Raw genomic sequence first — 20,075 nt, 5'->3', positions numbered from 1 at the left:
ACGCTGCGGTGCGCTATCCGGAAATCGAACCGTACGACAGCGGCCTGCTGGACGTCGGCGACGGCCACCGGGTGTACTGGGAAACCTGCGGCAACCCCGAGGGCAAACCGGTCGCCGTCCTCCACGGCGGCCCGGGAACCGGCTGCAGCGAAGGCATGCGGCAGTTTTTCGACCCGGCAAAATATCGAATCGTCCTGCTGGACCAACGCGGCTCCGGCCGCAGCACCCCGCACGCAGGCGACACCGTGGAAGCGCTGAAGGCGAACACCACCAGCCACCTGATCGCAGATCTGGAATTGCTGCGGGAAACCTTGAAAATCGACCGCTGGCAACTCTTCGGCGGCTCCTGGGGCTGCGTACTGGGCCTGGCTTACGCGGAACAGCATCCCGAACGAGTGACGGAAATCGTCATGATGGGCCTGGCCACCGACCGTCAGATCGAAATCGACCAGCTGACCGGCGGCCTCGCAGAAATGTTCCCGGAAGCCTACGCAAGCTTCCGCGACGGCGTACCGGAAACCGAACGAGACGGCGACCTGTCAGCGGCCTACTACCGCCTGCTCACCGACCCGGACCCCGCAGTGCACGAGCCAGCCGCACAACGTTGGTGCGCTTGGGAATCCGCCATGCTCCCCGGCGTCCCACCGTCCCCGAAATTCGAAGACCCCCGCTTCCGCCTGGCCTTCGCCCGATTGGTCACCCACTACTTCTCCCAAGGCTGCTTCCTGGAAGACGGCGGAATCCTCCGCAACGCAGGCAAACTGGCCGGAATCCCGACAGTACTGGCACAAGGCATCCTGGACCTGAGCAGCCTGGCAGGCACCCCCTGGCTCCTGGAACAAGCAATCCCGGGCGCAGAACTAATCCTGGTAAGCGGCGCAGGCCACACGACAGCAGTCCCCTCGATGGAAAACACCCTAATCGCAGCCACCGACAAATTCGCCACCGACCGCTAAAACACCACACACAACCGCCACCGATGCACCCACGAGCGCTGCACCCACACCACCCCCGCACCCCGATACGAAGCCAAAATGCGGTCTGAGGGTGCTTGTCAAGGCATCTTCCCAGCCTTGACAAGCACCCTCAGACCGTCATCACAATCAGCTTCGGGGCGCCCCACGCAACCAACAGGCGCAATGTCGCCGCCAGGCGACGAGCCGCCGCCCCCTACGGAATCATCAACGCAGGCACTCCCGTCGGACTCAACGCGTCCGCATTCCGCGCCTCCCGAGCAGCTTCAGCCTGCCGCAACGCAGTAACCCGAGGCGGAACCCGATCCAAATGCCACTCCGCCAACACCAACGCCACCTTGGCCTGCATCTCCGTCCGCAACCGCAAGAACGAATCAGCCGGATCCGCCCCGACCTCCCCGAGCAGCAACCACCAAGCCCAAGCCGCAGCCCCGGCATTGGCGATAAAGTCCGGAATCACCGCAACCCCACGAGCCGACAACGCCGCCTCGGCCTCCGGAGTAGTAGCAGCGTTAGCCGCCTCCACCACCACCTTGGCCTTGACGAGATTCTCGTTGTCCACCCGCAACGCGTAAGAAATAGCCGCCGGAACAAAGATATCCGCCTCAGCAGCCACCACCGCCTCCCGCGGCAGCGACTGGACCCCTTCCGGCAACCGCCTCCGGTCAACCTCCCCGAACCGGTCCCGCAACTCCAGCAACGCGGGAATGTCCAACCCCTCCGGGTCGTACAACGTCCCAGCCGCATCCGCGACAGCCACGACCTTCATCCCCGCCTCGTGCAGGTACCAAGCCGCGCCGCCGCCCATCGTCCCGATGCCTTGGATAGCGACAGTCGTCTCCGGAACAGCCCACCCCCAGGTGTTGGCCGCCCCGAGACAAGCCTGCGCCACCCCGTACCCGCCGATCACGTCCCCGAGCAACTGCCCGCCGGGAACCGGCGCGTTCAGCCCAGCCTGAACACGCCGAAGCGTGCGCGCCGGATCAGCCGACCGGCGGATCGCGGCGTGGTACGACTGCTCCAGCCCGAGCGTCGCGAAAACTTCGTCGATGAGATGCTGCGGCACCCCCAGGTCCTCCGCGGTCACCCAGCTGGAGTCCAGCCAGGGACGCAGGAACTCGCAGAACCGGGTGAGCACACCGGTAGCGCGCGGGTCCTTGGGGTCGAAGTCGATGCCGCCCTTCGCGCCGCCGACCGGGAGGTTGAACGCGGCCGTCTTGTTCGCCATGCCGCGCGCGAGGTCGGCCACCTCGTCGACCGTGCAGCCGGCGCGCATTCGCGTGCCGCCCGTGGCGACGCCGGAAACCAGGCTGTGCACGACCAGGTAGCCGCGCGCGCCCGTGACCGGGTCCGTCCACGTGAGCTTCATCAGCGGTTCGGCGATCCGCGTGTCCATCGAGCCACTCACCTCCTCGAGTCCTTGGCAGCGCGCTTCGCCGCCTGCTTCCGAGGGTGCTGCCACTTCGGGGGCCGCGTCCATTTACCGAATGTGCACGAAGTTGTTTAGGGTTCGTACATGGAGCTTTCGTTGCACCGCTTGAGGATGCTCCGCGAACTGCACCGCAGGGGCACGGTCACCGCGGCTGCCGCGGCGTTGCATTACACCGCTTCGGCGGTGTCGCAGCAACTCGCGCAGCTGGAACGCGACGTCGGCGCGAAGCTGTTCGAACGGCTCGGCCGCCGGGTCCAGCTGACCGAGCTCGGCATCCTGCTCACCGAGCACGCCGAGGAGATCCTGGGCTCGGTCGAGCGCGCGACGCTCGCGCTGGAGGAAGCGCAGGGTTCGATGTCCGCGCGGCTCACCGCGGGAGTCTGGGCGTCGGTGGCGTCCGGTTTGCTGCCGACCGCGCTCACCGCCCTGGCCGCGGATTACCCGGGAATCCAAGTGCGGACGAAGGAACTGGCCCCGGAGGCGACCGCGGACGCGGTGCGGGACGGCTCGCTGGACCTGTCGTTCGTCATCGACTACTCGGATGCCCCGATGGAGTGGAGCGACGGGCTGGAGCGCGCGGTCGTGGCGGTGGAACGGCTGCACGCGGCGGTCCCGGCGGGCGCGCTGCAGTCGGCCACGGTGCCGCTCGACGCGCTCGCGGAGCATCCGTGGATCCTGGCGAGCCCTAAGTCCCATTTCGGCCGCGCGATCCGGATTGCCTGCCAGCGGCACGGTTTCCAGCCGAAAATCAATCACGAGGTCGAGGAGCAGTCGACCGCGATGGCGATGGTGGGCGCCGGGCTCGGCGTCACCCTGGTGTCCGATCTCGGCCTGCGGCTGCTGCGCCCGCCGGGGATCGATGTCGTCGCACTGGCCCCGCCGCTGCTGCGGACGGTGTCGATCGCTTATCGCCGCACGGAGATCCGGCGGCCGGCGTTGCACCTGGTGGTGGCGGCAGTGCAGAAAGCGGCGGCGGAGCTGGGACTGGGGACCGAGCCCGCTCTGCCGTGAGCCCGGGGTGCCCCGGATGGAGCAGTGCCCGCCAGGTTGATCCATTCGGTGAAGTCCCAGGTCAACCAGGATTACGGGTTCCTTATCGATCGTCTCCGGCGCTTCTCGGCCCTGTTTTTGTCGGACCCCGCGTGTAGCGTCGCGAAGCGACGAGGTCCGGCCCCGCGGACCTCCTGATGGGGACGGCGACAGATGACTGCAGTGCACGACTTTCCGGACAGATCGGGGAGTGCGGCGAACCGGACCGCGCGGGTGCTCGCTGACCGCGCGGAGGGGGAGCGGTACGTCGCGTCGGTCTGTTTCAAGCACGGCCCGCCGAGACTGCTCGGGGTGGAACTGGAGTTCACCGTGCACCATTCCGGCGACCCGGTCCGCCCGCTCGACCCCGATGTCCTCGCGACGGCGCTCGGCCCGCACACCCCGCGGACGCTGCGCCCCGACAGTCCCGCGATCCCGCTCCCGGCCGGCGCGCCGGTGAGCCTGGAACCGGGCTGCCAGGTGGAGATCTCCGCTCCGCCGCAGGCCTCGCTGCGTGCCCTGCACGCGGCTGTGGAGGCCGATCTCGCTCATCTCACCGGTCTTCTCGCCCGCCACGGCCTCGAACTCGGGGCCGCGGGCATCGACGAACACCGTCCGCCCCGGCGCGTTCTGCGCACGCCCCGCTACGCCGCCATGGAACGCCGGTTCGCCCCGATCGGGGCGGGCGGCATCACCATGATGTGCAGTACCGCGGGGCTGCAGATCTGCGTCGACGCGGGCGAAGCGCACGAGGTCGCCGCGCGCTGGGCGGCCGCGCACGCGATGGGCCCGCCGCTGCTGGCCCTGTTCGCGAATTCCCGCGTGCACGCCGGAACCGACACCGGATTCGCGTCGGCACGCTGGCTCGCGGTCATGGAAACCGAACCGGTCCGCACCCAGTCGCCCGAACCCGGGGACGACCCGGCGCGCGAATGGGCCCGCCGGATGATGGACACGCCGCTGATGGTGTTCCCGCGCGGCGAACGGCCGTGGGACGCGCCGGAGGGGCTGACCTTCGCCGAGTGGATCGCCGGCCGGGGCGCGGCCACCGTGCTGCGCCGCCCGACGGCCGCGGACCTCGACTACCACCTCACCACGATGTTCACCCCGGTGCGGCCGCAGGGCTACCTCGAACTGAGGTACCTGGACGGGCAGCCGCCGGGGGAATGGCTGCCGCCGGTCGCGCTGGTCACCGCGCTGCTGGCGAATCAGTCCACTGTGGACAAAGTACGCGAGGTGTGCGCGCCCGCGGCCGGCCGCTGGGCCGACGCCGCCCGGTGCGGGATGGCCGACGCGCAGCTGGCGGCGGTCGCCAGGGAGCTGGTGGAACTGGGCGTGGCCGAGCTGCCCGCCACCGGGCTTCCGGACGACACCGTCGCCCGGCTGGCCGCCGGGCTGCGGACGCGGGCCGCCGGGGTCCCGCGCCAGGACCGATGAGCAGGACCGAGAACACCGCCGGGCGGGGAGCCCGGCGAACCGGACTCGAGGAGTCAGGAGCCATGAGCACCATCCCCGAACAGAACCCGTTGCTGGAGCTGAGCCCGCAAGACCTGCGGGCGCACGCGGCCGCGGCCCTCACCCGGGCGCGCGAGCGCAGCGTGGCCCTCACCGACGCGGTCGACGACGAGGACCTCGTGCGGCAGCATTCGAAGCTGATGTCGCCGCTCGTGTGGGACCTCGCGCACATCGGCAGCCAGGAAGAACTGTGGCTGGTCCGCGACGTCGGCGGCCGGGAGCCGCTGCGGCCGGACATCGACGACCTGTACGACGCCTTCCAGCACGCCCGCGCGGACCGCCCGGCGCTGCCGCTGCTCGGCCCGGCCGAGGCACGGGCGTACGTGAAGGAAGTTCGCGAAAAGGCGTTCGACGTCTTGGAAACCGCCCCGCTGGAAGGCAGGCGGCTCACCGAGAGCGCCTTCGCGTTCGGCATGATCACCCAGCACGAACAGCAGCACGACGAGACCATGCTGGCCACCCACCAGCTGCGCAAGGGCGAACCGGTGCTGCACGCGCCGGAGCCGCCGCGCGCGCCCGCCCGGAAGCTGCCCGCCGAGGTGCTCGTGCCCGGCGGCCGGTTCACCATGGGCACCACCGCCGAACCGTGGGCGCTGGACAACGAGCGCCCGGCGCACGAGGTCGACGTGCCCGCCTTCGTCCTCGACACCACGCCGGTCACCTGCGGGGCGTACGTCGAGTTCCTGGAATCCGGCGGTTACCACGACCAGCGGTTCTGGAGCGAGCCCGGCTGGGCCTGGCGGCAGGAGCACGACATCACCGCGCCCCGGTTCTGGCGTCGCGAACCGGACAGCTGGTGGCGCACCCGTTTCGGCGTGCGCGAGCGCGTTCCGGAGAACGAGCCGGTCGTGCACGTGTCGTATTACGAGGCGGAGGCGTACGCGCGCTGGGCGGGCAAGCGGCTGCCCACCGAGGCGGAGTGGGAGAAGGCCGCCCGGCACGACCCCGAGAGCGGACGGTCGCGGCGATTCCCGTGGGGCGACGAGGAACCGACCGCCGAGCACGCCAACCTCGGGCAGCGCCACCTGCGCGCGGCCGAGGCGGGCGCGTATCCGGCCGGTGCGTCGCCGCTGGGCGTGCACCAGCTGATCGGCGACGTCTGGGAGTGGACGAGCACCGATTTCCACGGCTACCCGGGCTTCGCGGCGTTCCCGTACCGGGAGTACTCCGAGGTGTTCTTCGGACCGGAGTACAAGATCCTGCGCGGCGGGTCGTTCGGCACCGACGCGGCGGCGATCCGGGGCACGTTCCGCAACTGGGACTACCCGATCCGGCGGCAGATCTTCTCCGGTTTCCGGTGCGCGCGCGATCCGCGCCCGGGCGAGGCAGGCTAGCCGGATGTGCCGTCATCTCGCCTATCTCGGCGCGCCGGTGTCCCCGGCGGAGCTGATGTTCGCCGCGCCGCACGCGCTGCTCGTGCAGTCGTACGCGCCGCTCGACATGCGCGGCGGCGGTTCGGTGAACGCCGACGGCTTCGGCCTCGGCTGGTACCCGGAGCCGGGTTCGCCGCCGCAGCGCTACCGCCGCCGCGAACCGCTGTGGACCGACCAGACGCTGCCCGCGCTGGCCGCGTCGGTGCGCACTCGCGCGTTCGTCGCGGCGGTGCGCAACGGCACCACCGGAATGCCGGTCACCGAAGCGGCCGCCGCGCCGTTCGCCGAGGGCCGCTGGCTGTTCAGCCACAACGGCGTGGTGCGCGGCTGGCCCGGTTCGATGCGCGGGCTGGCCGGGCGGCTGGACGTCACCGAGTTGTTCACGCTCGAAGCGCCGACGGATTCAGCACTGCTGTGGGCGTTGCTGCGCGCCCGGCTGCGCGCGGGGGAGGAGCCGCTCGAAGCGGTGACCGGCCTCGTGCGGGAGGTCGAGGCGGTCGCCCCGGGCTCCCGGCTGAACCTGCTGCTCACCGACGGCGAACTGCTCGTCGGCACCGCCTGGACGCACGCGTTGTCCGTGCGCCGCACCGAAACCGGCGTGGTGCTGGCGTCCGAGCCGTGCGATCCGGACCCGGCCTGGACCGCCGTGCCCGACCACCACGCCGTGCGCGTCACCGCGGCCGGCGTCGACGTCCTTCCCCTGACCCTGGAACGGAGCACCGCCCGATGACCGAAGCGGACCTGGAGAGCCATCGCCGCGACGTGACCGCCGAACTGCGCGCGGACGTGCGCGAGGGGCTCACGGCCGACCAGAAGTGGTTGCCGCCCAAGTGGTTCTACGACGCCGAAGGCAGCAAGCTGTTCGAGAAGATCACCGCGCTGCCGGAGTACTACCCGACCCGCAGCGAGCGCGAGGTGCTCGCGGCACGGGCGGCCGAGGTCGCCGAACGCACCGGCGCGCACACGCTCGTCGAGCTGGGGTCGGGGTCGAGCGAGAAGACCCGGCTGCTGCTGGACGCGCTCACCGCGCACGGCACGCTGGAGGCGTTCGTGCCGATGGACGTGTCGGAAACCGCGCTCGCCGAGGCCGCGGCGGCGATCACGGCGGACTACCCGAAGCTCGAGGTGCGCGGGGTGGTCGGCGACTTCACCCAGCACCTGCAGCTGCTGCCCGGCACCGCGCCGCGGGTCGTCGCGTTCCTCGGCGGCACGATCGGCAACTTCCTGCCCGACGAGCGAGCCGAGTTCCTGCACTCGGTGCGCGACGTGCTCGGCGAGGGGGAGTGGCTGCTGCTCGGCACCGACCTGGTGAAGGACCGGGAAACGCTGGAACGGGCCTACGACGACGCCGCGGGCGTCACCGCGGCGTTCAACCGCAACGTGCTGCGCGTGATCAACGCCGAACTGGGCGCGGACTTCGACCCGGACGAGTTCGACCACGTCGCCTACTGGAACGCCGACCGCGAGTGGATCGAAATGCGGCTGCGCGCCCGGCGCCGGACGGAGGTGCAAATCCCCGGCGCGGACCTGATCGTGCCGTTCGCCGAGGGCGAGCACATCCGCACCGAGGTGTCCGCGAAGTTCCGCCCCGGCGGCGTCGAGGCGGAACTGAACGCCGCCGGGTTCGCGCTCGAGCGATGGTGGACAGACTCACAGCAGCGGTTCGGGGTGAGTTTGGCAAGATCAGTGCGTGCGTAACCCTCTCGCGGCACTTGCCCGCAAGCTCGGCACCCAGCGCCGGCTGATGGGCGCCTCGCGCGCCATCATCGCGACCGACCGGCAGCTGCACCGGTGGTTCGGCGGCCGGATCAGCCTGGTCGGCCTGGCCGGACTGCCGTCGCTGCGCCTCACCACCACCGGACGGCGCAGCGGCCTCCCGCGGAGCACGAACTTGCTGTACTACCCCCACGGCAGCGAGTTCGTGCTCACCGGCTCCAACTGGGGCCGTCCGAAGAACCCGGCGTGGACGCACAACCTCCGCGACAACCCGAAGGCGACGGTCGCGCTGCGCGGCCGCGAGATCGAGGTCAAGGCGCGGGAACTGGAAGGCGCGGAGTACGACCGGATGTGGGCGGAACTGCTCGAATTCTGGCCGGGCTACGAAATGGAACGCGCCACGGCGGGGCGGGAGCTGCCCGTATTCGTGCTGACCCGCTGCTGACGATCGAGCGGTGAGCGGAATCGAGCTGCTGGGCTCCGCACGGGTTTGCGAAACCAGCCGTGAGCGTGCTTGGCCCCCGCGGGGAGGCAATGCGCGAGAGAGTGCGCGTGGCCGGTTGCTGGAAATCGTCGCTGACCGCGGATCAGCGCGATGCGTCCAATCGGAGCAAGGCTGTCGCGTCTCCGGGCGGGGTGGTCGCGATCCCGATCTGGGTGTCGGCGTTGGGGTTGACGTCCGCCGTCGTGTCAGCTGCCCGGCGGACCCGGTGACCTCGAAGCAGAGTTTGCCGTTGCCCGCCGAGCCGATCCGGTCGGTGGAGCGGACGATGGTCAGACCGACAGTTTCGGGCGCGGGGCAGGGTCTGTAGAGAACGCGGCCGTCGCCGCTGATCAGCTGCACGTGGTCGCTGGCGAGGATCGCCGCGGCAGCCGCTGGCAGCAGTACGGTATCGAGCCTGTTGTCAAAATCGGACCTATCTCGGAGATCTGAATGTATGTGGTGCACGGCTGGTTCGAGCTGTGGGAATCCCCGGCCGAGCCGGAGTGGGGCGAGGAGAAGTTCGACGAGCTGGTCGAAGAGGTCCGGGCGCGGATCGCCGGCACCGACTTCGGAACCAGCGAAGTGACGATGAAGATCTTCAACGGCATCTACGTCCTGAGGGTGGACGGGGCTCCCAACCACCGCGGGACGGAAATACCCGAGGTGATCGGATTCCTGGAGTACGTCGCCCGGCTGCTTCCCGGGTCGCACGGGCTCCTGTACGAACGAGACGAGGAGGCTACCGACGCGCCCGGGCAGAACGGGTTCCGGGTCCGGGTCATGGCGCGCGGGGAACTGAGTCTCCGGCTGGACCCGTTCCTCTCGCCGATCCAGCCCGTCGTCGAGGATCCCTGATCGGCGGTCGCTCCGCAGAACCCCGCACATCCTCCTTTTGGCCGGTGCCCGGCTTGGCCGGATTGTGCCAGTCTCGGTGACGCCCCGTAATCAGACGGGTGCGCAACCAGGGGAGATTCCACGTGCGCGGAGCGAAAAGAGCACGAGCCGGAGCACTGGTCGCGGCGATCGCGGCCGCGCTGACCGGGCTGGCGGGCACTGCCGTCGCGGCGCCCGCCGGTCCGGCGGCGCAGCAGGCCACACCCGCGGAGATCGCGCGCACCGCGCCGGTCAGGTGGGAGGACTGCACCAAAGACCAGCTGCGCGGGGTCCCGGAAGACCAGGTGAAGCTGTACAGCTGCTCGCGTTACCGCGTGCCGGTCGACCACGACGACGCGTCGCTCGGCAGCATCGACATCGCGCTGATGAAGCGCGCCGCCAGGGTTCCCGGGCAGCGGATCGGGTCGCTGTTCCTCAACCCGGGCGGTCCGGGCGGGTCCGGGCTGCGGATGCCGATCGCGGGCGACCGCTACTTCCGCCCGCAGGTGATGGACCGCTTCGACCTCGTCGGGTTCGACCCGCGCGGCGTCGGGGCCAGCAATCCGCTGCGCTGCTTCACCACCGCCGAGGACGCCGCGGACGTGCAGAACGAGATGGTCCCGGTTCCGTTGTCGCGCAAGGAAATCTCCGGCACGCTCGCCGCGTACCGCGACTACGGCCAGTTCTGCCGCCGCAACGCGGGCGCGCTGCTCGACCACATGTCCACCCGCGACGTCGTGCGCGACCTCGACCAGTTGCGCGCCGCCGTCGGCGACAAGCAGCTGACCTACACCGGGTTCTCCTACGGCACGCTCGTCGGCTCCACCTACGCGGCGATGTTCCCGAAGCAGACGCGGGCGATCGTGATCGACGGGAACGTTGACCCGCAGCTGCGCACCAACGACGGCGTCACCTACGACCTCGCGCGGGCGCAGGGCTTCGAGATCGCGCTCGCCGGTTTCCTCGACCGCTGCGCCCAGGCCGGCGACAAATGCGCGTTCAGCGCGGGCGACCCGCGCGCGAAGTTCGACGAGCTGCGCGAGCACGTGCGCACCGACCCGATCACGCTGCCCGACGGCACGAAGATCGACCTCGGCGCGTTGACCGGCGCGGTGTCGAGCTCGCTGTATTCGCCCGCCTCGTTCGGCGAGCTGGCGGAGGGCTTGCAGCAGGCGTACTCGGTGCTGCATCCGTCGTTGCAGGCGCAGTCCGCGCGGAAGGGCACCTTGTCCGCGGGCCGCGGCGGTCTGCTCGACCTCGCCCCGGACAGCCCGTACACCGGCGACGACTCGTACTTCGCGGTGAACTGCGCCGACAAGCCGATGCGGATCCGGCAGGAGCAGGTGCCGGGCATCGCGGCCAAGGCGGACCGGGAATCGCCGACTTTCGGCCGCTACCAGGTGTTCTCCGACATCGCCGCGTGCCCGGTGTGGCCCGCCGCGAAGACGTCCGACCCGTACCGCGGGCCGTGGCGCGCGAACACCGCGACGCCGGTGCTGGTGGTCAGCAACTTCTACGACCCGGCCACCCGGTACCGCTTCGGCCAGCGGATGGCCGAGGAACTGGGCAACTCGCGGCTGCTGTCGGTCGACGCGTTCGGCCACTGCATCCTCGGCAAGGCGCGCGGGGTGGACGACGCGACCGCCGCGTACCTGATCGACCTGAAGGTGCCCGCCGCCGGCCAGGTGTTCCAGCCGGACCAGCAGCCGTTCACGACGCCCGCGAAGGGCTGATCGGTTGATCTTCGGCCCGGAATCGGGCATATCGCCACAACCCTCTTGTCAGCGCCCGGCGGATCGGTGAAAGTGTCCGCCAGAAGTTCACCTGAGGGGGGTTGACGTGCGGCGCTGGGCGGGCGGGTTCGGCGCGGCCGCGGTCCTTGCCGGGACCGCGGCGCTCGCCGGGTGTTCCGGCTCGCCCGCCCAGCCCGGTCCGGTCGAGGTTTCGCGCTCGGCCTGCGGCGACGGCTGGACCGCGCCGCCGGCCGGGCCGCAGACCCTGCAGGTCCGCAACAACGCCGCCGTCACGATGGAGATCGAACTCGTCGACCCGGCCACCGGGACGGTCTTCGGGGAACTGGAAGGCGTCGGCCCCGGCACGACGCGCGCGTTGCCGGTGAACTTCGGCAACGGCGCGTACGCCCTGCGCTGCGCCCCCGAAGACGGCACGCCCTTCGTCGGCCCGACTGTGCAGGTCACCGGCGGCGCGGACCGCCCGGGCCCGGCAGTGGTGCCGGTGACCAACGCGGATTTGCTCGGCCCGCTCAAGCAGTACCACTCCTACGTCGCCGACGGCCTCGGCACGCTCACCGGCCAGACCGCGGCGCTGGCGCAAGCCGTTCGTTCGGGCAATCGCGGTGCGGCGCAACAGGCTTGGCTTACCGCGCACCTCACCTACGAACGGCTCGGCGCCGCTTACGACGCCTTCGGAGACTCGGACGGGGCGATCAACGGCACCACCGCCGGGCTGCCGGGCGGTGCCGCCGATCCGGGCTTCACCGGCTTCCATCGCCTCGAGAACGGCTTGTGGCACAACGAAGCGATGCCCGCGCTGAGCCCGATCGCCGATCAGCTCGACCAGGCGGTCCAGAAGCTGCGCACGTCGTTCGCCGACGCCCAGATCGACCAGAACGATCTCGGCCTGCGCGCGCACGAGATCATGGAGAACACCCTCCAATTCGAGCTGACCGGCCGCACCGACTACGGCAGCGGCTCCACCCTGGCGACCGCCCGCGCGAACCTCGCCGGGACCCGTGCGGTGCTCGACGTGCTGCGCCCGCTGCTGACGACGAGGTTCCCCGGCTTGAAGGATCTCGACGCCTGGATCGCCCGCACGGACCACGATCTCCAAGCGGTTGCCGGGAAACCGCTCTCCGCTCTCGACCGGAAGCAGCGGCAGCGGATCAACGCCGACGTCTCGGAGCTGACCGAACGCCTGGCCCCGGTCGCGGCGATCGCGGAGCCGAGGAGAGTCTCGTGAGCCTGGGACGGCGCGCGTTCCTGCGCGGAGCGGCAGCCGCCGGGGCGGGCGCGGGTCTGGTCGGCCTGTCCGGAAGCGCGACGGCGGCCGGGGGAGCGGTGCCGTTCCACGGTCCACATCAGACAGCCGTGCTGGCGGAACCGGCGAGACATTCGGTCGTCGCCGCGTTCGACGTCGTCGCCGAGAATAGCGCCGAACTCACCGCCCTGCTCAAGGAACTGACCGACCGCGCGCGTTTCCTCACCGGCGGCGGTGCCCCCGCGTCCGTCGGGATCACCGGACCGCCCGCGGATTCCGGCGTGCTCGGTCCGGAAGTCCCGAAAGGACAGCTGTCCGTGCTGGTGGGCGCGGGCGCGTCGCTGTTCGACGACCGGTACGGGCTCGCCGCGCGCAAACCGCCGAAGCTCAAGCAGATGCCGATGTTCCCGGACGACGCGCTCGATCCGCAGTGGTGCCACGGCGATCTGTCCCTGGTGCTCAACGCCGCCGAACCGGACACCGTGCTGCACGCGCTGCGCGACATCGCCCGCGCGACCCGGGGCGGGATGCAGCTGCGCTGGAAGATCGACGGGTTCAGCTCGCCGCCGCGTCCGTCCGGGACCCCGCGCAACCTGCTCGGGTTCAAGGACGGCACCGCGAATCCCGGACCGTCCGAAGCGGACAGTCTGGTGTGGACCGACGACGGCGGCAGCTACCAGGTCATCCGGCTGATCCGGATGCTGGTCGAGTTCTGGGACCGGGTCTCGCTGTCGGAGCAGGAGAACATGATCGGCCGCCGCCGCGACACCGGCGCCCCGCTCGACGGTGCGGCCGAGCAGGACGCGCCGCGCTACGCCGACGACCCGATCGGCACGGTCATCCCGCTGACCAGCCACATCCGGCTCGCGAACCCGCGCACGCCGCAGACGGACGGACAGCGGATCCTGCGCCGCGCGGTCAATTACGACCGCGGCGTGGACTCCAACGGCAACCTCGACATGGGCCTCGTCTTCACCTGTTACCAGCGCGATCTCGAGCAGCAGTTCGAGGCCGTGCAGAAGCGGCTCGCCGGCGAGCCGCTCACCGACTACGTCTCGCCGTTCGGGGGCGGGTATTTCCACCTGTTCCCGGGCGTGACGAATCCGGCCGACCACTACGGCCGGGCAGTGCTGGGCTGAGCGGAAGGAGTTCTGCAGTGAAGCGGACCAGGAAGCGGGCCACCGCGGCGGCCGCGCTGGCGGCGACCGCGGCGCTGGCCGCGGCGTGCGCGAGCAGTTCGGCGTCGACCTCGGCCCCGGCGCACGCGATCGCCGCCGAGACGTTCACGACGTCGACGCCGATCAAGCACGTCGTGGTGATCTTCGGCGAGAACATCGCCTTCGACCATTACTTCGGCACCTATCCGAACGCGACGAATGAGAACGGCACTCCGTTCCACGCCGCGCCCGGCACCCCGAAGGTCAACGGCCTGACTCCGGAGCTGCTGCAGCACAACCCGAACGCTTACAACCCGAAGCGGTTGAGCCCCGACCAGGCGCTCACCTGTGATCAGGCGCATGACTACAAGAAGGAACAGGCCGCGTTCAACGGCGGCAAGATGGACAAGTTCGTCGAATACACCGAGAAGGACAAGTGCACTGGGCAGCCTGTGTTGTTCGGCGAGCCCGGGCTGGTGATGAATTACTTCGACGGCAATACTGTTACTGCGATGTGGAATTATGCGCAGCATTACTCGTTGAATGACAACTCGTTCAATACTGTGTTCGGGCCGTCGAGTCCTGGGGCGATCAATCTCGTGTCGGGGCAGACGCATGGGTTGCAGCCGGTGGATTCGGTTACGGGGGAGCCCAAGGTTGATCCGCACACTGCGGCTTCGCCGGATGCTCATGGGGTCGGGACGATGATTACCGATCCGGATCCGGCGTTCGACGATTGTTCGGACAAGAATCACACTGCTAAAGATAATCTTGGGGCGTTCCAGGGGCGGAATGTCGGGGATCTGCTGAATGCTCGCGGGGTTACTTGGGGCTGGTTCGAGGGTGGGTTCCGGCCTACTGGTGAGGCTAACGGGTATGCCGTTTGCGGGACTAAGCATCCGAACGTGGGTGGTCAGGCGTCCGTTGACTACAGTCCGCATCACGAGCCGTTCCAGTACTACCGGTCGACGGCTAATCGGAAGCATCTTCCGCCGTCCTCGTTGCATGCGGTGGGGCAGCAGGATCAGGCTAATCATCAGTATGACGTCCGGGACTTCAATGATGCGCTCGCTGCGGGGACGATGCCTGCGGTGAGTTTTCTGAAGGCTCCGGAGTATCAGGACGGGCATGCTGGGTATTCGGATCCGTTGGACGAGCAGGCCTTTGTGGCTGAGGAGGTCAATCGGATCCAGGCATCGCCGCAGTGGAAGAATACGGCGATCGTGTTGGCTTATGACGATTCGGACGGTTGGTATGACCATGTTGCGCCGAAGATTCTCAACGGCTCTCACGATTCGGCGCAGGATGCTGCGATTTGTTCGTCGAGGCCGGTTAAGCTGGGCGGGTTCGCGGATCGGTGCGGGTATGGGCCTCGGTTGCCGTTGCTGGTGATTTCGCCTTATAGCAGGGTTAATTATGTTGATCACACTATGACTGATCAGACTTCGGTGTTGCGGTTTATTGAGGACAACTGGCATTTGGGGCGGATTGGCGGCGGGTCGTTTGATGTGATGGCGGCTCCGTTGACGGGGATGTTCGATTTTTCCCATGCTAAGGCGAAGTCGTTGAAGTTGGATCCTCGGACTGGGGCGGTGGTTGGTTAGGGGCGCTGCGGTTACTGGGCGGCTCGTCGCCTGGCGGCGACATTGCGGCCCTTGGTTGCGTGGGGCACCCCGAAGCCCATTGTGATGACGGTCCGGGGGTGCTTGTCAAGGCGGGAAAGATGCCTTGACAAGCACCCCCGGACCGCATTTTTGGCTTCGTATCGGGGTGCGGGGGTGGTGTGGGTGCCTCGATGGTTGGGTGCATTGGCGGCGGTTTTAGGGCTGGGTGCCTTGATGCGTTGGGCGCATTGGCTGCGGTTTTCGGGCCGGGTGCCTCGATGGTTGGGTGCATTGGCTGCGGTTTTCGGGCGCGCGGGTGGGTGCGTGGTTGGGATGGGGTGTGCGGGTGTCGGTTGGGGTGGGGGTAGCGCCCCAATGTGGCATTGGGTGCGTCTGACGCACCGAACGCCGCATTGGGTGCATGCGATGCACCCAATGCCGCATTGGGGGCGCATCGCGGCGGCGGGGGCGGCGGGGCGGAGCCGGGGCCGGGGCCGGGTGGTCCGTGAAGGGCTCCTTGAGGGAATCCAAGTCCGTGAAGGAGGCCCTCACGGCCGGCGGGCGGGTCGTGAGGGGAACCCTGGGGGAATCAGGGTGGATTCGAGGGGTTGTTGCAACGCGGGTGGTTCAACTGGTTTCGGCGAGGAGTGTAGCGAGGCGTTCGGCTGGGGTGTCCCAGTTGAGTGTTTTGCGGGGTCGGCGGTTGAGTTGTGCGGCGACGGCGGCGAGGTGTTCGGGGGTGTGGACTGAGAGGTCGGTGCTTTTGGGGAAGTACTGGCGCAGCAGGCCGTTGGTGTTTTCGTTGCTGCCGCGTTGCCAGGGGCTGTGGGGGTCGCAGAAGTAGACGGGGATGCCGGTGGCGACGGTGAATTCGTGGTGGCGGCCCATTTCGCTGCCCTGGTCCCAGGTCAGGGATCGTCGCAAGTGCGCGGGCAGGGTCGCGGCGGTGTCGGCGAGGGCGTCGCGGACGGCGTCGGCGCCGCGGCCGTCGGGCAGCGCGACGAGCAGGGTGTAGCGGGTGGAGCGGTCGACGAGGGTGGCGATGGCGGAAGCGTTGTCCTTGCCGATGATCAGGTCGCCTTCCCAGTGGCCGGGGACGGCGCGGTCGGCGGCTTCGGCGGGCCGGTCGCTGATCATGACCATGGGTTCGGCGAAGCGGGGCCGGCGTTGTTCGCCGCTGGCGCGGGGTTTGCGCATGGTGCGGCCGGTGCGCAGGGCGCGGGCCAGCTCGCGGCGCAGTTCGCCGCGGCCTTGGACGTAGAGGGCCTGGTAGATCGTTTCGTGGGTCACGTGCAGCTCCGGCCGGTCGGGGTGGTCGCGGCGCAGCCGGGCGGCGATCTGCTCCGGGCTGAATTTGTCGGTCAGCATCGCCTGCACCCGGTCCCGCAGTTCGGGGCAGGCCGCGATCTTGCCTGTTTTCGGTCGCGGGCGCCGTGCCCGGGCGAGGTCGTGGGCGGCGTGGGGCCGGTAGTCGCCGCAGGGGCGGGCGTTGCGGGCGATCTCCCGGCTGATCGTGGACGGGCTGCGGCCCAGCTCGGCCGCGATCGCCCGCCGCGAGCGGCCCGCCGCCAGCCCGTCCGCGATCGCGATCCGCTCGCCCGCGCTCAGGAACCGGCCCGAGTCCGGCCCGGGCCGCGCGGCCGGGCGCGCGGTCGCGCCCGCCCGGCTCGGTCGCCCGTGCCGCCAATAGTGCCCGGTCCTGCGGTCGACCCCGACCCTGCGGCACGCCTCGACCGTGCCCACGCCCTCCGCCACAAGATCAAAATAGCGGCGGCGTTCCGCCGCCAGCCTCACCCGGCCCCGCGGAGCCCGACCACGCCCGACCACGACCACTGCAACCCCTGCCCAACTCAGGCGTTGCAACCACCACTAGAACCCAAGCTGGTTCCGTCAGGGTTCCCCTCACGCACGGCGGCGAAGCGGGCGAAGCCGGAAACAAGTGTGGCCCGCTCCGAAAGATCGGAGCGGGCCAGCAACCTGGGAGTCAGACCGTCAGGACTGGGTCATCTTCCGCAGCACGTACTGCAGGATGCCGCCGTTGCGGTAGTAGTCCGCTTCGCCGGGGGTGTCGATGCGGACGACCGCGTCGAACTCGACCTTCGAGCCGTCTTCCTTCGTGGCCGTTACGTGGACCGTTCGGGGCGTTTCGCCCTCGTTCAGCTTCGTGATGCCTTCGATGTCGAACGTCTCGGTGCCGTCGAGCTTCAGCGACGACGCCGATTCTCCCTCCGGGAACTGCAGCGGGATGACGCCCATGCCGATCAGGTTGGAGCGGTGGATGCGCTCGAACGACTCGGTGATCACCGCGCGCACGCCCAGCAGGCTGGTGCCCTTGGCCGCCCAGTCACGCGAGGAACCGGAGCCGTACTCCTTGCCGCCCAGGACGACCAGCGGGGTGCCTGCCGCCGCGTAGTTCTGGGCCGCGTCGTAGATGAACGCCTGCGGGGCTCCCTCGACGGTGAAGTCGCGGGTGTAGCCGCCCTGCACGTCGTCCAGCAGCTGGTTGCGCAGCCGGATGTTCGCGAACGTGCCGCGGATCATGACCTCGTGGTTGCCGCGGCGCGAGCCGTAGGAGTTGAAGTCCTTGCGCTCGATGCCGTGCTCGACCAGGTACTGCGCGGCCGGCGTGCCGGGCTTGATCGCGCCGGCGGGGGAGATGTGGTCGGTGGTGACCGAGTCGCCCAGCTTCGCCAGCACCCGGGCGCCGGAGATGTCCTGCACCGGGGCCGGTTCGGCGGTCATGCCGTCGAAGTACGGGGGCTTCCGGACGTAGGTGGACTCGGCCTCCCACTCGAAGGTCTTGCCGGTCGGCGTCGGCAGCGACTTCCACCGCTCGCCGCCGTCGAACACGTCGGCGTAGTCCTTCTTGAACATCTCCTGGGTGATCGCGGAGTCGATGGTCTCCTGGATCTCCTGCGGCGACGGCCAGATGTCCTTCAGGAACACGTCGTTGCCGTCGCTGTCCTGGCCGAGCGGCTGGGTCGCGAAGTCGAAGTCCATCGTCCCGGCCAGCGCGTACGCGATGACCAGCGGCGGGGACGCCAGGTAGTTCATCTTGACGTCCGGGTTGATCCGGCCCTCGAAGTTCCGGTTGCCCGAGAGCACCGAGACCGCGGTGAGGTCGTTCTCCTGGATCGCGGCGGAGATCTCGTCCGACAGCGGGCCCGAGTTGCCGATGCACGTGGTGCAGCCGTAGCCGACCAGGTGGTAGCCCAGCTTCTCCAGGTACGGCCAGAGACCGGCCTTGTCGTAGTAGTCGGTGACGACCTGCGAACCCGGCGCCATCGACGTCTTGACCCACGGCTTGACCGACAGGCCCTTGTCGACCGCGTTGCGCGCGAGCAGCGCCGCGCCCAGCATGACCGACGGGTTCGAGGTGTTGGTGCACGAGGTGATCGAGGCGATCACCACGGCGCCGTGGTCGAGCACGAACTCGCCGCGGTCGGCGGTGGACACCTTGACCGGCTTGGTCGGGCGCCCGGTGGCCCCGTTCGCCGCGGACTGCACCGGCACCGCGGTCTCGTCCTGGAACGACAGCGCGGCCGGGTCGGAGGCCGGGAAGGTCTCCTCGACGGTCTCGTCGACGTTGGTGTGCGGGGTCGGCTGCTCGTCCTCGGCGTAGTCGTGCACCGACTTGCGGAACGAGGACTTCGCGTCGGTCAGCTCGATGCGGTCCTGCGGGCGCTTCGGGCCGGCGATCGACGGGACGACCGTCGACAGGTCCAGCTCGAGGTACTCGGAGTACTGCGCCTCGTGTGACGGGTCGTGCCAGAGGCCCTGCTCCTTGGCGTACGCCTCGACCAGCGCGACCTGCTCGGCCGAACGGCCGGTGAGCTTGAGGTAGCGGACGGTCTCCTCGTCGATCGGGAAGATCGCCGCGGTGGAGCCGAACTCCGGGCTCATGTTGCCGATGGTGGCGCGGTTGGCCAGCGGCACCTGGGCGACGCTCTCGCCGTAGAACTCGACGAACTTGCCGACCACGCCGTGGCGGCGCAGCATCTCGGTGATCGTGAGCACGACGTCGGTCGCGGTCACGCCCGCCGGGATCTCGCCGGTCAGCTTGAAGCCGACGACGCGCGGGATCAGCATGGAGACCGGCTGGCCCAGCATGGCCGCCTCGGCCTCGATGCCGCCGACGCCCCAGCCCAGCACGCCGAGGCCGTTGACCATGGTGGTGTGCGAGTCGGTGCCGACGCAGGAGTCGGGGTACGCCTGGCCGTTGCGGGCCATGACGGTGCGGGCCAGGTGCTCGATGTTGACCTGGTGCACGATGCCGGTGCCCGGCGGGACGACCTTGAACTCGTCGAAGGCGCCCTGGCCCCAGCGCAGGAACTGGTAGCGCTCGCGGTTGCGCTCGTACTCGATCTCCACGTTGCGCTCGAAGGCGTCCGCGCGGCCGAACACGTCGATGATCACCGAGTGGTCGATGACCATCTCGGCGGGCGCGAGCGGGTTGACCTTGTCCGGGTCGCCGCCGAGGGCGGTCACGGCCTCGCGCATGGTGGCCAGGTCGACCACGCAGGGCACGCCGGTGAAGTCCTGCATGATCACCCGGGCGGGCGTGAACTGGATCTCGATCGACGGGTCCGCGTTCGGATCCCATCCGCCGAGCGCGCGGATGTGGTCGGCGGTGATGTTCGCGCCGTCCTCGGTGCGCAGCAGGTTCTCGAGGAGGATCTTCAGGCTGTAGGGCAGCCGGGCGGCGCCTTCGACCTTGTCCAGGCGGAAGATCTCGTACGAGTTCTCTTCCACCTGCAAGGTGTCCTTGGCGCCGAAGCTGTCCTTGCTAGGTGCAGTCACGTCTAACTCCAGTGGCATGGATTCCACGCCGCCGCCGGCGTGTCCTCCCGGGTCAGTTCGGTGTCGGTCTCCGGGTCGTCGGGATCGACCCGCGCGAGTCTTGCGCACCCCCACCGTAGAA

The 20,075-nt window shown here is 69.3% G+C and carries 15 protein-coding genes; 12 read left to right on the top strand and 3 right to left on the bottom strand.

Going from position 1 to position 20,075, the window contains the following annotated elements:
- The first annotated feature begins 8 nt into the window (after positions 1–8).
- Positions 9–956: a prolyl aminopeptidase gene (gene pip / locus DMP23_RS18495; protein ID WP_337821836.1), complete on the top strand. Its 948-nt coding sequence runs from the start codon at positions 9–11 to the stop codon at positions 954–956.
- 214 nt (positions 957–1,170) lie between these two features.
- Here the strand turns inward: pip and DMP23_RS18490 are convergent, their stop codons facing one another.
- Positions 1,171–2,370, bottom strand: coding sequence for a Glu/Leu/Phe/Val dehydrogenase dimerization domain-containing protein (locus tag DMP23_RS18490; RefSeq protein WP_238606623.1), 1,200 nt, complete (start codon positions 2,368–2,370; stop codon positions 1,171–1,173).
- Between the two features lie 120 nt (positions 2,371–2,490).
- On the opposite strand from DMP23_RS18490, the gene DMP23_RS18485 reads away from it, so the two are divergent.
- The 11 genes from DMP23_RS18485 to DMP23_RS18435 all read left to right on the top strand — a co-directional run bounded on the left by DMP23_RS18485 (position 2,491) and on the right by DMP23_RS18435 (position 15,154).
- Positions 2,491–3,417: a LysR family transcriptional regulator gene (locus DMP23_RS18485; protein ID WP_037814293.1), complete on the top strand. Its 927-nt coding sequence runs from the start codon at positions 2,491–2,493 to the stop codon at positions 3,415–3,417.
- A gap of 192 nt (positions 3,418–3,609) precedes the next feature.
- Complete coding sequence (locus DMP23_RS18480) at positions 3,610–4,872, top strand: glutamate-cysteine ligase family protein (RefSeq protein ID WP_337821835.1); 1,263 nt, start codon at positions 3,610–3,612, stop codon at positions 4,870–4,872.
- A 62-nt stretch (positions 4,873–4,934) separates the two neighbouring features.
- Positions 4,935–6,284 (top strand): ergothioneine biosynthesis protein EgtB, encoded by a 1,350-nt coding sequence (egtB, locus tag DMP23_RS18475; RefSeq protein ID WP_337821834.1) that lies wholly within the window; start codon positions 4,935–4,937, stop codon positions 6,282–6,284.
- A gap of 4 nt (positions 6,285–6,288) precedes the next feature.
- Positions 6,289–7,053 carry an ergothioneine biosynthesis protein EgtC gene (egtC, locus tag DMP23_RS18470; RefSeq protein ID WP_337821833.1) on the top strand — a complete coding sequence of 255 codons (765 nt, stop codon included), beginning with the start codon at positions 6,289–6,291 and terminating at the stop codon, positions 7,051–7,053.
- Entirely contained in the window at positions 7,050–8,021 is a 972-nt protein-coding gene (gene egtD, locus DMP23_RS18465) for an L-histidine N(alpha)-methyltransferase (RefSeq protein ID WP_337821832.1), read from the top strand. The genes egtC and egtD overlap by 4 nt, the downstream gene beginning before the upstream one ends.
- Positions 8,014–8,484: a nitroreductase family deazaflavin-dependent oxidoreductase gene (locus tag DMP23_RS18460; RefSeq protein ID WP_134668414.1), complete on the top strand. Its 471-nt coding sequence runs from the start codon at positions 8,014–8,016 to the stop codon at positions 8,482–8,484. Before egtD ends, DMP23_RS18460 begins: the two co-directional genes overlap by 8 nt.
- 489 nt (positions 8,485–8,973) lie before the next feature.
- The gene (locus DMP23_RS18455) at positions 8,974–9,378 is read left to right on the top strand and encodes an Imm7 family immunity protein (RefSeq protein WP_037814282.1); all 405 of its coding nucleotides are present in this window, start codon (positions 8,974–8,976) and stop codon (positions 9,376–9,378) included.
- A 122-nt stretch (positions 9,379–9,500) separates the two neighbouring features.
- Positions 9,501–11,129 (top strand): alpha/beta hydrolase, encoded by a 1,629-nt coding sequence (locus DMP23_RS18450; RefSeq protein ID WP_037814280.1) that lies wholly within the window; start codon positions 9,501–9,503, stop codon positions 11,127–11,129.
- A 106-nt stretch (positions 11,130–11,235) separates the two neighbouring features.
- The gene (locus DMP23_RS18445; RefSeq protein ID WP_337821831.1) at positions 11,236–12,375 is read left to right on the top strand and encodes an EfeM/EfeO family lipoprotein; all 1,140 of its coding nucleotides are present in this window, start codon (positions 11,236–11,238) and stop codon (positions 12,373–12,375) included.
- Entirely contained in the window at positions 12,372–13,532 is a 1,161-nt protein-coding gene (locus tag DMP23_RS18440) for a Dyp-type peroxidase (protein WP_337821830.1), read from the top strand. Before DMP23_RS18445 ends, DMP23_RS18440 begins: the two co-directional genes overlap by 4 nt.
- Before the next feature lie 17 nt (positions 13,533–13,549).
- Positions 13,550–15,154, top strand: coding sequence for a phospholipase C (locus DMP23_RS18435; RefSeq protein WP_337821829.1), 1,605 nt, complete (start codon positions 13,550–13,552; stop codon positions 15,152–15,154).
- A gap of 627 nt (positions 15,155–15,781) precedes the next feature.
- Here DMP23_RS18435 and DMP23_RS18430 read toward each other — a convergent pair.
- Together DMP23_RS18430 and acnA are read right to left on the bottom strand one after the other, a co-directional pair.
- Positions 15,782–16,942 carry an IS30 family transposase gene (locus tag DMP23_RS18430; protein ID WP_443111348.1) on the bottom strand — a complete coding sequence of 387 codons (1,161 nt, stop codon included), beginning with the start codon at positions 16,940–16,942 and terminating at the stop codon, positions 15,782–15,784.
- A 204-nt stretch (positions 16,943–17,146) separates the two neighbouring features.
- On the bottom strand, positions 17,147–19,972 hold the full coding sequence (acnA, locus tag DMP23_RS18425) for an aconitate hydratase AcnA (RefSeq protein ID WP_240014254.1): 2,826 nt from the start codon (positions 19,970–19,972) through the stop codon (positions 17,147–17,149).
- Positions 19,973–20,075: the final 103 nt, after the last annotated feature.

This window comes from Amycolatopsis sp. A1MSW2902 (assembly GCF_017312175.1).
In the GTDB taxonomy this organism is placed as follows: Bacteria; Actinomycetota; Actinomycetes; order Mycobacteriales; family Pseudonocardiaceae; genus Amycolatopsis; species Amycolatopsis nivea.
The sequence above is the reverse complement of the archived record's forward strand: the minus strand, read 5'-3'. Positions and strand labels throughout refer to the sequence as shown.

Coding starts and splice junctions, on each gene's coding strand:
- egtB (WP_337821834.1), top strand. CDS start 4,935: ATGAGCACCATCCCCGAACAGAACCCGTTGCTGGAGCTGAGCCCGCAA.
- egtC (WP_337821833.1), top strand. CDS start 6,289: ATGTGCCGTCATCTCGCCTATCTCGGCGCGCCGGTGTCCCCGGCGGAG.
- DMP23_RS18490 (WP_238606623.1), bottom strand. CDS start 2,370: ATGGACACGCGGATCGCCGAACCGCTGATGAAGCTCACGTGGACGGAC.
- DMP23_RS18485 (WP_037814293.1), top strand. CDS start 2,491: ATGGAGCTTTCGTTGCACCGCTTGAGGATGCTCCGCGAACTGCACCGC.
- acnA (WP_240014254.1), bottom strand. CDS start 19,972: ATGCCACTGGAGTTAGACGTGACTGCACCTAGCAAGGACAGCTTCGGC.
- egtD (WP_337821832.1), top strand. CDS start 7,050: ATGACCGAAGCGGACCTGGAGAGCCATCGCCGCGACGTGACCGCCGAA.
- DMP23_RS18455 (WP_037814282.1), top strand. CDS start 8,974: ATGTATGTGGTGCACGGCTGGTTCGAGCTGTGGGAATCCCCGGCCGAG.
- DMP23_RS18480 (WP_337821835.1), top strand. CDS start 3,610: ATGACTGCAGTGCACGACTTTCCGGACAGATCGGGGAGTGCGGCGAAC.